The sequence below is a fragment of the Vibrio satsumensis genome, from assembly GCF_050337435.1.
GTDB classification, from domain to species: Bacteria; Pseudomonadota; Gammaproteobacteria; order Enterobacterales; family Vibrionaceae; genus Vibrio; species Vibrio satsumensis.
Genome location: NZ_JAKJSX010000011.1, coordinates 1 through 13,321 on the forward strand (window position 1 = coordinate 1; position 13,321 = coordinate 13,321).

The following is a 13,321-nucleotide window of genomic DNA, read 5'->3' on the forward strand; positions in this document are numbered from 1 at the left end:
GATAGATAGATAGATAGATAGATAGATAGATAGATAGATAGATAGATAGATAGATAGATAGATAGATAGATAGATAGATAGATAGATAGATAGATAGATAGATAGATAGATAGATAGATAGATGGATAGATGGATAGATGGATAGATGGATAGATTTTAACGTTCGACATGAAATACTGACACTTCCTTGTGTCATTCCATCGCTGATAAGAAATCCCCCTCCCACCAGCAATTAGCTACTTACAGTAAATACCATGCAGTAGATTAATCATCGCTTTGACTTCTTCGCTGCTCAATGTGTAATACACGGTTTGAGCTTCTTTGCGAGTTTCGACCAAACCATCTCTTCTCAACCAAGCAAGATGTTGAGATAAAGCAGACTGACTCAGTTCCAACTTGCCACACAACTCCCCAACCGACAGCTCAGTACCATGTAATAGGCACAAGATCTGTAAGCGACGCTCGTTGGCCATGGCTTTGAGTAGAATCACAGCTTGCGCTGAGTTCTTCTCCATCTCTTTTAAGTTCATAGTTTGGCTCCCTACAACCTTTACGCCAACTACGGGCTATCAGTATTTCCGGCATATGGTGGCGTTATGATAATCGATATCAATTCATTAACAAACCGCCTCACTCGAACAATTTGCTAAAATCTGCGTCGCATACGTTTTTTACTGCTGGATGTTGGATCATCCTCTCAGCAAATATGACATAGTACTCCTCCTTTAACTCTTCAATACCACACAATAATTGCAGTGACGTATCTTCCTCAACTTCAGACATATAAAGCGTCGGCGCTAAAAATATTGCGTCATCGTGATAACGAGCAAAAGCCTTCATCAATGCCGCGTCATCAAACTCTCCCAAAATATCAGGTTTAAGTCCTTGTCTATCGAACCATTGCAGTACTTTACGTCCCATCGAAGTTCGGCTTCCTGGGATCAAAAGCTTTCTTTGTTCTAATACTGCGGGGAAGTTAACACCTTCAACCTGACCTGAACTAAAAAAGCTCATTCCACTCTCACCCAATTTTTTACTAAACAGACCCGGGCTTTGACTAGAGTCCACCGGACAGTCAGACAAGATCATATCGAGTTTATGTTGTGAAAGTTGCTCAAGTAACATTTCATGGGTCGATTCAAAACAGCGTAAATGAATGCTGTTATCAGGGGGAATGGTCGACATCAGTATCTTACTGACGAGCCTTTTAGAGAGTGCATCTGCAACGCCAACATCAAACAAAATATTGGAGTGCTGGCTGTAATTCACGATATCCAGCATCTCGTAACTCAGGCCAAACATACGATCGGCATATTTAAAGACCAGCTGTCCAAGCTCTGTAGGCTCAACACTGCGGCCATTACGCTTGGTCAACTTGCCATCCATGCGCTCTTCTAAGGCTTTTATCTGCCCCGTTACCGTTTGTGGTGTTAAGAATAGGGCTTCTGCAGCTTTAGTAACTGAGCCTTGCTTGCAAACCATCCAGAAGTAATACAGATGGTTATAGTTGAGGTGCGACATAGATGTGCCGTAATAAAAGAGTAGATAGCCTTTTATATCAAATATGACACCGCCACTCAATAAACTCGGAAAAACCAAACCTAACTAAGTATTACTACCTATTTTTACGAAGTGTCTGATTTCATAATGTAATATTTCAGTGAATATTTTCAATTTTTCTCCAACTTTTAAGATCTACATCACCAAGTTACAAACCAAATAAAATTCAACAAAAACAATTAGTTAAAATGGCAATATTTACTGTCAAAATATTTAAACAGTAAATCATCACAAAAAAAACCAACCTAAACCAAAATGTAATATTACTGAAATATTTGTTCTCTAACATCACGCTCAGATTAAACAAACAGACCAAACACAGACTTAAACGGTCCAATGGAGAATACATTATGAACCAAGCTACTACTGCAGCAGCGCCTATCTCGAGCACTACTCGTTGGCTACGCTGGGCTAACTTGGCATTCATGCTTTACCTACTATTACTTTCAGTTTCAATGGTTGGTACAGGCTTCAAATGGGCAACAGGCGAGCAAGCAAAGGTTCTTTTTGAATTTGCTTCACACCCAGTTGCAGGCTTAATGATTGGTTTAGTAGCAACAGCGCTGATTCAGTCATCTAGTACAGTTACTTCAATTATCGTTGGCCTTGTGGCAGGTGGTTTACCTGTTGAGCTAGCAATCCCAATGATCATGGGTGCGAACATTGGTACTACGGTAACCAATACGCTAGTTAGCCTTGGTCACGTTCGTTGTAAAGAAGAGTTCAAGCGTGCATTCGCAAGTGCGACAATTCACGACTTCTTTAACCTATTAGCTGTGGCTATCTTCCTACCACTAGAGATGGCGTTTGGTATTCTAGAGAAGATTTCTCACTGGTTAGTATCACCAATGCTAGCAACAGGTGATATGAGCATGGGGGGTCTTAACTTCATCAAGCCAATCACTAAGCCAGTAGTCAGTGCGATTAAAGAGCCTCTATCAACATTTGGCGACACTGTTGGCGGCATCATGCTTATCGTTCTAGGTATTGCGACTATCTTCGTAGCCATCACAGTAATGGGTAAGCTAATGAAGAGCCTAATGGTTGGTCGTGCTCGTGAGATTCTAAAGAACGCAATCGGTCGTGGCCCTATCCACGGTATCGCTTCTGGCTCTATCGTTACTATCCTTGTTCAGTCTTCTTCTACGACAACAAGCTTGATGGTTCCGCTAGTAGGTTCAGGTGTTCTTAAAGTACGTGACGTTTACCCATTCACTCTGGGAGCAAACATCGGTACATGTATTACCGCTCTACTTGCAGCAACAGCAGTATCTGGTGAGTTCGCAGTATTCGCACTACAAATTGCTCTAGTACACTTGGTGTTCAACATCATGGCAACGGTATTCATCTTCGGAATCCCGTTCCTACGTGAACTTCCAGTTAAAGCGGCTGACATGATTTCGGATATGGCTGTGAAGAACAAATCTGTAGTAGCAGGCTACCTTGTTGCGGTATTCCTTGTACTGCCTGGTACAGTGTTAGCTCTGACTGCTTAATAGCAAAACAAACATCGCTTATAGCAAAGCCCGCAACCTAGGTTGCGGGCTTTTTCTTTTCCGCACAGCGGATGCGAGTAGCGAAGGGCCAGAAGCAGATTAGAGATACGGGTAAGCGAGTAACGAAAAACACGAACTGTGATAGTCGTACTTGGTATATCGCCGACTCAAACCTAGGTATGTTTTTCGTATTCCTAATCTCATTTACTCGTTTCTATTCTTAGATCTTCGTATCTCGCATCTCGTGCACTCGTATCTAGCTACCCTACTTACCCTGCTCATTACGCAGGTACATGATCGCAACCATGCCAAAACCGATAAATTGCCATAGATACTGTCCATCGCTTGCGCCAGTGATGGTTTGAGTGAAAGCCATACAAGCAGTCACAAACAAAGAAGAAAATGCAGCATAAAGTAACCACGGACGGTCTTTCCCGACCATGAACTCACCTGCAAATACAGAGCGAATAACCAGTAAAAATGGAACACATTGCAACGCAATCAGAATCGGAAACATAAAGTCGAACGTTGGGCTAAGTAAAGCATGACCGACTTGGCTCTTATCCCAAGTGCCTACAATATAGCCTTTCCAACCAGCCCAGGTGTCTCCCGCATATGCGGTATCCGGCGAAATGAAGCCAAGTAGTACGCCCATCACTTTATCGATAAAGCCATTTTTGAACCAAAAGACGAATAAAAAGATCTGAATCGGTATGATCTGAAAAGCAAACTTCTTCAACATGTATGTACCCCAAATAGTGAATTATTTGGTGACCAGTATGTGGAATTCGGTGTTTTTACGCTTGATGCAAGGCAATCGAGCCTGAGTCCAAACAATAATCAAACATGTTAAGAAGCCTGTCGGCACAGGGAAACCTTGCGGGAATACCGGAACTATCAGCGCTCACTCACACCTTCACTTAGAAGGGATATTAGGCATTTAGGAAAGGTTTGTTTTTTATAAAGATTCAATAAGATCAAAGAGTTGACCGTCATGCTCTTTTTTCACTTCGGTGTAGCGCTGATAGTTGTATTGCGAGCCTTTTGGATTATCCGAAAGCTTGTCAGCAACACTCAGTAGATAGAAGCTGATTGGGCTCGGCGTACTTTCAGCTGCATAAGAAAGGTAAGGAAAAGCTTGATTGGCATGTTGGTTAATTAACAATGCAAGCCCTAGGGTCAGATTGGCAATATCACAACGTGGGTTCATCTCAAAGGCTTGCTTTGCCAGTTGTAGAGCACGTTCGCGATCTTCTTGCTCACTGTTTTGCAAATAGGCCAAAGACTCGGAATACGACAGTAAAGCATTGACCAAATAATTATCTCGCCCTTGCTGTTGAATCATATCCAACTGAACCGCTATGTTTTCAAATGGCTGACCACCTTTGCCTTGGTAAAACAGTGATATCCCCTCAGAAATAACACTCCAATCCTCGTAATTATCAATAGAGGTCACTCGATGACTTGCCACGCCGTATTCTGAGCTCATAGGAGCAATAATGGCTTTGATCTCGAGAATCACATCCCCAATGGCATCGAAGAAATTACCTTGGCTGAAGCGCTTTTCCACTTTCTGACTTTGATTGGGCTGGCGGTTGTTTTGTACAAGCACGCTCAGTACATACTCTCCACCCTTTTGCTTGAGCCAACCTTTGAGTTCGATACCATTGTTGGCCAGTGATTGCTTACCTTGTTTAGATAGCTGAGAAAAGTGGTAACCCGATAGGTTTTTAGCTGAGTTCAGCCCATAGAAAAGATAGTTATACACACTCTCCGACATCTCATAATCGTTCGTAGAATCGAGTGTTATATCATGGATATAAACAGGAATTACATCATTTTGATTAGCAGAAATAACAGTGGTGTCATTAGTTGGGACATCGAGTTGCCACGCCCAGGTAGCTATTAAGCCAACAGAGAATACCGCTGTTGTAATCAGGGCGATGGTTTTCTTTTTCGACTTAGCGACAAGGGCCTTAGGTTCAAGCTGAGAGACGTCCTCGACGGGAGTTGGTTCGATGCTCGGCTGAGTCACCTCAACATCGAACAGGTAACCTTGCTTAGGAATGGTCTGAATAATCTGATATGGGCGTGACTTATCCTGAAGCTGACTGCGCAGTAAGCTGATGACCTGTCTGACCAAGTTGTCAGACACTTGAGTTCTTTGCCACACATCCGCGGCAATCTGCTGCGTACTCACCACTCGCCCACGATTCTCAATGAAATAGCTCAGCAATTTAGCTTGCAATGGCTCTAGATGAATCGCCTCATCATCAATCACCAACTGATTCTTATCAGGGTAAAATGAAATAGGGAAGTCATGTTGCAATACAAAGCAATGCGAGCGAGTCATAGCAGTTCTGTAGTTAGAAAAGACCCCACAAGGTTATTGGTTATATAAATGGTAAGCAAGCCAAGCATCACAAATAAAAAAGGCTGCACAGTGGCAGCCTTTCAATCAAACAAAACAGATTCAATTAAACCGAGAATGGGTACTTAATCGCTTCGTGGCACTCGTAACCTTCAACCCAGAAGTCATCCATCGTTACCCAAGTTTCTAAATCCTCAAGAGACTTAATCTCAGGGTTGATGTGGAACGTAGGGCCCGCTAAAGGCTCACGCTTCAGCTGAATATCACGCATTGGCGCCAGTTGATCTTCATAGATATGAGCATTAACTAGCTTGTGGTAAGCAACACCTGCTTTTTTACCGGTGATTTGTGCCATGATCGCTAGGAACACGTACACTTGAACCATGTTGAAGTTCAGGCCTAGTGGTACATCACAAGAGCGCTGAGTACTGTTTAGGTACAGCGTGTCACCAAGTAGAGAGAAATGGTGGCTGTACATACACGGACGCAAGCAGCCCATGTGGAACTCGCCTGGGTTGTAGAAGTTTAGGATCTCACCACGGTCATCGATACCATTCGTCAGGTCATCTACAATCTTCTTCAGTTGGTCGATATGACCACCATCAGGCTTTGCCCATGCTCGGCCTTGAACGCCATAAACACGGCCCATGTCATCTTCACCCTTGCGGTAAGGATTGTTCAGCCATGCTTCGTTCAAGTTAGAGTTTGCGTCCCAAGTTTTTGTACCTAGTTTGCGAAAATCTTCAGCGTTGTCGTAACCGCGAATGTAGCCAAGCAGTTCAGCAACTGCCGCTTTCCAAAAGCTCTTACGTGTAGTGACAAGTGGGAACTGGTTGTTACCAACATCATATTCAAGGTCAGCATTGATCACAGTTAGGCAGCGCTTGCCCGTGCGTTCATTTTCAATCCAAGTACCGTTATCAACGATACGCTGACAGAGATCTAAATACTGTTTCACACCAATTCCTTACTTCGTTTGTTGTGGCAATTCGTCTTTGTAGTGACCGCGCTTGTATGCCCATACCATCATCAGCGCACCGACGATAACCATTGGCAGTGATAGGATTTGTCCCATAGAGATAAACCCGCCGAACAAGCCTAAATGAGCATCTGGTTCACGTACGTATTCTACTAAGAAGCGGAATGTACCATATCCTGCAAGGAATAACCCTGATACAGAACCAAGAGGACGAGGCTTTTTAATAAACCAGTTCAAGATAAAGAACAGCACAATCCCTTCAAGTGCCATTTCATAAAGCTGAGATGGGTGACGAGGAAGTGGACCACCATTAGGGAATACGATTGCCCATGGCACATCCGTAACACGGCCCCATAGCTCACTGTTCATGAAGTTACCTAGACGGCCCATGCCTAAACCAAATGGGACGAGTGGTGCAATCATGTCTGCAACGCCGAAGAAGGTGCGACCATTCTTTTTCGCATACCAGAACATTGCGGTGATAACACCCAGCAAGCCACCGTGGAAAGACATACCGCCAGTCCATACCTTAAATAGGTAAAGTGGATCCGCTAAGAAAAGGTCAAAGTTGTAGAACAGTACGTAGCCAATACGACCACCCAGCACCACACCTAGAAAGCCAGCGAACAATAAGTCAGACACTTGCTCACGAGTCCAACCGCTGCCCGGTTGATCAGCTCGGCGATTTGCTAGCCAAAGAGCAAACATAAAACCGACAAGGTACATTAGGCCGTACCAACGAACTGAGATTGGTCCTAGTTCAATAAGAACAGGATCGATATTTGGGAATTCGATAAAACCCTGAGACATACTTGGCTCTCTATCTAAATTGATTAACGGTTAGCTCAATGGCTAACAGAAAAAGACACTACAGCAGCATTGTGGCTGCTATAAACATTAAAAATACCGCAAAGAATTTCTTCAGCACAGGGGTTGGCAATTGAGTGGCCAGTTTCGCACCTACTCGAGTGGTCAAAACTGAGGTACAAGATATCGCGATCAAAGCCGGCAGATAAACGTAACCTAAGCTATACGTAGGAAGATCATCGACAGAAGATCCATGCCAAATGAACCCTAGCATTCCCGAAATCGCGATAACACAACCGCATACCGAAGATGAGCCGACGGCTTTACGCATTTCCACACCGTGATGGTTAAGGAAAGGTACCGATAAAGACCCACCGCCAATACCCGCTAAGCTTGATACCAAACCAATCCCACCACCACACAACACGGTTTTAGCTGAACCCGGCATCGACTTTTGGCTCTTAGAGCGAATCGACAACAACATTTGCAACGCCAATACCAATACAATCACACCAAAGACTTTTGGTAGGTATTGAGCTGGAATCACATCGGCCACGAAAGAACCGAGGAAGCCACCTATAACGACACCTGGCATTAACCACTTAACGACAAACATCTCTACGTTACCCAACTTTAAATGGTTAATCGCAGACGATCCCGACGTAACAATGATGGTTGATAGCGAAGTAGCCAATGCCATTTGCATTGCAAACTCTTGAGGGATACCCGCTTTAGGAAGCAAAAACAGTAAGGCAGGAACCACCAGCAAACCACCACCAATGCCTAGCAAGCCAGCTAAAACACCAACAATAGCACCAAGGCCTGCTAGCAAACCTATCAGTTCATATGACACGTTAAATCCTATTTTTTACCTGCTCGAATGAAGCCTGTAAACTCACGCTCTTCGAAATAGTTCAGCATCATACTATAGATGTCACTACCATACGGTTTTGAAAGTGCCTTATTTGCCAAATCCTGTAATTCAGCCAAGTTCGATTGACGAATCAAATATTTGGTTCTTGCGACATTCGAGGTATTCATACTTAACGTCTCATACCCCAATCCAATCAATAGCAGCGCGCCCATCGGGTCACCGGCTAACTCGCCACAAATACACACAGGTAATTGATATTGCTTACAAGTATCATGAATTTGTTTTAATGCCATGATCACCGCAGGGTGCATTGATTCATAGACATCGGATACTCGTGAATTGTTCCGATCAACCGCTAATAAATATTGGGTTAAGTCGTTAGTACCGACTGAAACGAAGTCGACCTTATGCGCAATCAACGGCAATATGTACAGCATGGACGGCACTTCAATCATGATACCAACGCGAGGCATACGCACTCGGTTATCAAGCTCATGCACTTCGTCATACGCTTGTTCAATCAGCTGTAGCGCGTCATCCAATTCCTGAGCACCTGAGATCATCGGCAGCAAAATACTCAAATTATGGCTTTCACAACTCGCACGTAGCATGGCACGTAACTGAATAATAAAGATGTCAGGATGATCGAGCGTAAAACGAATACCACGCCAACCAAGGAATGGATTGTCCTCTTCGATAGGAAAATAAGGTAAGGCCTTATCACCACCGATATCGAGTGTACGCATCACCACTTGTTTCTCTGGGTAACTTGCCAGCACAGAACGATACTGCTTGAATTGTTCATCCTCTGACGGGAATCTTTGCTGCAACAAGAAAGAGATTTCAGTTCGATACAGCCCTACTCCATCAACGCCTTGGTTGATAGCGATGTTAGTGTCTGCACTCAAGCCCGCATTAAGCAGGATCTCGACTTGCTTGTCGTCTTGGGTTTTTGCCGGAAGGTACAGCTCGCGATTAACCATAGAGGAGAGCTCACTTTCTTCCAGAATCAGCCCTCGATACTCTTTGAGCAGGCTTTTAGTCGGCTCAATAAAGATCTCACCGCTATACCCATCAACAATCGCTCGCTTACCATTAGCTTGAGCTAGGTTGAGATTTACCCCCATGACTGAAGGTATGCCAAGCGCTCGAGATAAAATCGCTGCGTGCGAGTTCGCCGCCCCTTCCAAAGAAATAACCGCCAAGAGCTTTTCTTTGGGAATAGACGCTAATACCGAAGCGGTTAACTCACGAACCACTAGAATAATCGGCTTATCTAAGGTGCGGAGTTCATGTTCAGAGTTATGGAGGAAATAGAGCAGCCTTTGTCCGAGCTCTCGGATGTCTTGCGCTCTCTCACGAAGATACACATCTGACATACGAGCAAAGCGATTCGAATAGCTCTCAACAACCTGTCTTAATGCCCAATCGGCTTTATCGCCCTTCTGAATTTGACTCTTCAGATCCTTACGCAACATAGGATCGTTGAGTAAGTGAGTAAACAGGTCAAAGATCGCCAACGCATCTTTATTGATTTCGCTATCTAAGCGCTTTCGCATGCGCTTAAAGTCATTGAGGGCGTTTTCAACCGCTACCGCCAACAGCTCATGCTCTCTCTCTACATTGAGCGTCGAAGCAGGATAAACATCGGTGAGTTCAGGCTGAGTATTGTCCCACCACAAATCACCAATCGCCACACCCGATGAAGCTGCAATACCTTTAGTCGCAGGTAGTTTCTGTTGCTCTAACAGCCAATGACCTTGAGTTTGGGCGTGCGCCACAATAACGGCAAGTTGTGCTGAGAGCGTGACAAGGAAAGATTCTTCCATCTCACTGAATAAACGAGGGGTCTTCTGTTGAATAACCAATACACCAAGCACTTGCTTGCGGTGGATAATCGGAGTTCCGAGAAAAGAGTGATAGACGTTTTCTCCAAGCTCTGGAAAAAACTTATAAGCAGGGTGAGCGGACGCTTGTGCAAGGTTGATAGGTTCAGCACTTCTTTTAACAAGGCCAACCAGACCTTCGTCAAAACCAATGTGAATGCTATTACCTTTGAAGATCAGGCCTTGAGTTGCCATCAACTCAAGGCGCTGCATATCATTATTTGCCAAATACACGGTGCAACATTCCGTCTGCATCGCACTGCATGTCTCTTTAACCAAAATATCAAGAGCCGTCGACACATCTTCAACTCTTGATACGTGTTCAACTATTTCCCTTAGTTGACTGAGCATGCTTAACCTCTACGCAATTTGCGCTTTCCTTTTATTTTTCGCTCTTTAAACGGCATTGCTAAAGATGCGAACTCTTTCATCGCTCGACGGTACACATCTCGCTTGAAAGAAACAACTTGTCGAACTGGGTACCAGTAACTCACCCAACGCCAACCATCAAACTCAGGTGTACTTCCACGCTGCATATTGATATGCGATTCATCGCAATCTAAGCGCAAAAGGAACCACTTCTGTTTTTGTCCAATACAGACAGGTTTAGAATCCCACCGAACCAGTCGTTTGGGTAGCTTGTAGCGTAACCAATGACGACTTGTCGCGACGATCTTTACATCCTTTTTGGTAAGGCCAACCTCTTCATACAACTCGCGGTACATTGCTTGTTCCGGAGTCTCACCTTCATCTATTCCCCCTTGAGGGAATTGCCATGAATGTTGCCCGTATCGTTTAGCCCAGAAGACCTGACCATGGTTGTTACAGATTACAATACCAACATTTAATCGGTAACCATCGCCATCTATCACTGGCCAACCTCTATCTAAATTTTTAATTACTCTGATTTTTCCACATATCCCCAATCGGAGCAAACTTAGTGACGTGATAAGCGCTATATTTATGAATAATAACTAGGAATATGGATAAGTTTTGCTCAAGTTCTAGTTACCCACACAATAGTGAGACATAGACCACATTTATTCACCTTTTCTGTGAATAACTATGTGAAGAATTACCCGCAATCGTTTTTTTTAATCCATAGATTCATCAACACCAAAAACGACAAATCAATTAAATTCATTTTATTTTCATATAAATCAATCAATTAAAATATTATTTTGGTTTTAAAAAACATTAGCAATGTAAAAGATCTTTCAGAAATCTGACATGGTTAAAGATCAACCACTCCGATGTTTATCCACACTACCAAGTGAAAGATTCATTTTGAACCCCATTTGGCAAGCATTTTATCCACCATAAACCCCTGTTTATTTATCCACTAAATTAATATTTCAATTAATTACCTTTATGTCCTGTGGATAACCCTGATTTTGATCCCTTCATCGCAAGGAGATCATTTCTTAACCAGTCGTCATTTGGTGATAACTTCTGATAAAATCGTTTTTTTGATCATGCCTTTTATTATGAAACCAGAACCACAAACACAACAAGAGCTGTTAGAGCGCGCATATGCTATCGCCGGAATGACCTTTAAAGAGCTTGCTGATGAAGCCGAGATGGTGATGCCAAATGACCTTAAGCGTGATAAAGGCTGGGTTGGGCAGCTATTGGAGTGGCACTTGGGTGCACCTGCAGGCAGCAAGCCAGAACAAGATTTTGCCAAGCTCGGGATCGAGCTAAAAAGCATTCCGATTGGCTACTCTGGCAAGCCACTCGAAACCACCTTTGTGTGTGTTGCGCCTTTGATGGGCGTGCAAGGCATAACTTGGGAAACCAGCCACGTTCGAAACAAGTTATCTAAAGTGTTGTGGATCCCTGTCGAGGGGGAAAGAGAGATCCCGCTAGCTGAGAGGCATGTAGGCTCCCCTTTATTATGGACGCCTAGCCAAGCTGAAGACGAACTCTTGAAAAGAGATTGGGAAGAGCTGATGGAGTTGATTGTTTTAGGCAATGTTGAGCAGATAACAGCAAGACACGGTGAAGCACTGCATTTACGTCCAAAAGCCGCCAACAGTCGAGTGTTAACAGAAGCTTACGGTGCAAGTGGAAAACCAATCAAAACTAAACCACGTGGTTTCTATCTACGAACTCAATTCACCCACAAATTGCTGACAACACATTACGCATAGGTCGTTTTAACACGCCTCAAAGATCTGATGATCAATATGTTATAAACCGTCGGTACTAAAAAACGAGTTCTAATGAGGTTTGAGCGCCAGTTCAATGTCGCAGTAGCTTTGGCTTGGTTCATTACCAAACTCGTCATACGCGTTGTGCAAGCGAAGGTAGGCCTTTTCAAAGCCGAGCCGGAGTAACTCCTCTTTCACTTGATCCAAGGATCCAAAGTGAAGCGGCTCGCCATCTTGCTTTACCGGTTCTAGCTTGTGTTTATACTCCACCGCCAATAGATACTCTGAGATATCAGAACAACCAATAACGTACACTTTGGGTGTTTGATAAGAGTCTTTGTGCTCTCCATGTAACCACATGTCTAATTGATGCTTTTGCATAGCCAGCCTCCCTTGCTCTCTAAAGCTTAGTAGAACTCTATTTCTTTACTAGGGCGTGTTGATTTTTCTCGATTAAAAAACCAAAAAAGAGAAACAAAAGCTTCTCTTTTTTGGTCAGTTCTAGTTCAAAAGCTTACACTTTCGACGCCATAACTATCCCTGTGACTTATCTAAGGGGTTGAAAGGTGCTATCAACCCCACAGATTACGTCGGTATTCGAGCACTTAGAACACGACGAAGGTGACGTACTCGACGTTCAATAGTGACGACTTCTGGCTCAGAAAAACCAATAGGTCGACCGTCAGCTTCAAGACCAATATCTCTTAATAAGTGAGTATTGTTCCATGGTAGATCATATGAACTACGACGGACTTTTCGTTGCCATTCACGCTCTTCACGACGAAGGTCTGCACGGATAAGGACTGTTGCTAATTTTAAATATACTGAGTGACGCATAATAACTCTCCAGTTGTTGAATAAACTGAGGAAAAATAGCGTGTTAGATAGTATGAGGGCTTCTCATTTAGCTGCTATTTTTCCGCAGCCAAATAAGGATACGGATCTATTAGTTAGGTTTATCTTGGGTGTTTCGATCGGCCATGGCTGATGTTTGTGACATAACAGTCACCATGTCAGAACACGGATCAAACGAAGCGCAAATATGCTGTATAAAATCGAAATGTTTCATTTGCGCCTCCAAACTAACTAAAAAATCCAAAAAGAAATGGGTAGTAAAAGCAGACTAGTCTTTGTTAAGTCGCTGCTTTCACGGTTAAAGTCTAACCAAGTGAGTATATTATTCAACCGATAATTG

The 13,321-nt window shown here is 43.5% G+C and carries 13 protein-coding genes; 2 read left to right on the plus strand and 11 right to left on the minus strand.

The features are described 5' to 3' along the window. Window positions 1–236: 236 nt before the first annotated feature. Window positions 237–530: an ArsR/SmtB family transcription factor gene (locus L4C44_RS14975; protein ID WP_004735028.1), complete on the minus strand. Its 294-nt coding sequence runs from the start codon at window positions 528–530 to the stop codon at window positions 237–239. A gap of 100 nt (window positions 531–630) precedes the next feature. Then, window positions 631–1,521, minus strand: a complete 891-nt coding sequence (nhaR, locus tag L4C44_RS14980; protein ID WP_146490559.1) for a transcriptional activator NhaR — start codon at window positions 1,519–1,521, stop codon at window positions 631–633. 389 nt (window positions 1,522–1,910) lie between these two features. On the opposite strand from nhaR, the gene L4C44_RS14985 reads away from it, so the two are divergent. Further along, a complete protein-coding gene (locus L4C44_RS14985) occupies window positions 1,911–3,056 on the plus strand; it encodes a Na/Pi symporter (protein WP_048662115.1) in 1,146 nt (381 codons plus the stop codon). Window positions 3,057–3,321: 265 nt separating this feature from the next. Here the strand turns inward: L4C44_RS14985 and L4C44_RS14990 are convergent, their stop codons facing one another. From L4C44_RS14990 to rppH, 7 genes are all read right to left on the minus strand, one after another. After that, the gene (locus tag L4C44_RS14990; RefSeq protein ID WP_146490558.1) at window positions 3,322–3,798 is read right to left on the minus strand and encodes a hypothetical protein; all 477 of its coding nucleotides are present in this window, start codon (window positions 3,796–3,798) and stop codon (window positions 3,322–3,324) included. A 216-nt stretch (window positions 3,799–4,014) separates the two neighbouring features. Further along, window positions 4,015–5,409 (minus strand): winged helix-turn-helix domain-containing protein, encoded by a 1,395-nt coding sequence (locus tag L4C44_RS14995; protein WP_146490557.1) that lies wholly within the window; start codon window positions 5,407–5,409, stop codon window positions 4,015–4,017. Window positions 5,410–5,533: 124 nt separating this feature from the next. Continuing rightward, window positions 5,534–6,385 carry a thymidylate synthase gene (locus L4C44_RS15000; protein WP_102425317.1) on the minus strand — a complete coding sequence of 284 codons (852 nt, stop codon included), beginning with the start codon at window positions 6,383–6,385 and terminating at the stop codon, window positions 5,534–5,536. 9 nt (window positions 6,386–6,394) lie between these two features. Continuing rightward, window positions 6,395–7,216: a prolipoprotein diacylglyceryl transferase gene (gene lgt / locus L4C44_RS15005; protein ID WP_428805313.1), complete on the minus strand. Its 822-nt coding sequence runs from the start codon at window positions 7,214–7,216 to the stop codon at window positions 6,395–6,397. Between the two features lie 58 nt (window positions 7,217–7,274). Further along, window positions 7,275–8,066: a sulfite exporter TauE/SafE family protein gene (locus tag L4C44_RS15010; protein ID WP_146490556.1), complete on the minus strand. Its 792-nt coding sequence runs from the start codon at window positions 8,064–8,066 to the stop codon at window positions 7,275–7,277. Between the two features lie 8 nt (window positions 8,067–8,074). Further along, window positions 8,075–10,324 (minus strand): phosphoenolpyruvate--protein phosphotransferase, encoded by a 2,250-nt coding sequence (gene ptsP, locus L4C44_RS15015; RefSeq protein WP_048615014.1) that lies wholly within the window; start codon window positions 10,322–10,324, stop codon window positions 8,075–8,077. Window positions 10,325–10,326: 2 nt separating this feature from the next. After that, the gene (rppH, locus tag L4C44_RS15020) at window positions 10,327–10,845 is read right to left on the minus strand and encodes an RNA pyrophosphohydrolase (protein ID WP_017059335.1); all 519 of its coding nucleotides are present in this window, start codon (window positions 10,843–10,845) and stop codon (window positions 10,327–10,329) included. Window positions 10,846–11,460: 615 nt separating this feature from the next. Here rppH and mutH point away from each other — a divergent pair. After that, window positions 11,461–12,126 (plus strand): DNA mismatch repair endonuclease MutH, encoded by a 666-nt coding sequence (gene mutH / locus L4C44_RS15025; protein WP_048606845.1) that lies wholly within the window; start codon window positions 11,461–11,463, stop codon window positions 12,124–12,126. A gap of 69 nt (window positions 12,127–12,195) precedes the next feature. On the opposite strand, the gene L4C44_RS15030 is transcribed toward mutH, so the two are convergent. Further along, window positions 12,196–12,507, minus strand: coding sequence for a DUF6482 family protein (locus L4C44_RS15030; RefSeq protein ID WP_004735016.1), 312 nt, complete (start codon window positions 12,505–12,507; stop codon window positions 12,196–12,198). Between the two features lie 204 nt (window positions 12,508–12,711). Then, the gene (locus tag L4C44_RS15035; RefSeq protein ID WP_004735015.1) at window positions 12,712–12,963 is read right to left on the minus strand and encodes a hypothetical protein; all 252 of its coding nucleotides are present in this window, start codon (window positions 12,961–12,963) and stop codon (window positions 12,712–12,714) included. Window positions 12,964–13,321: the final 358 nt, after the last annotated feature.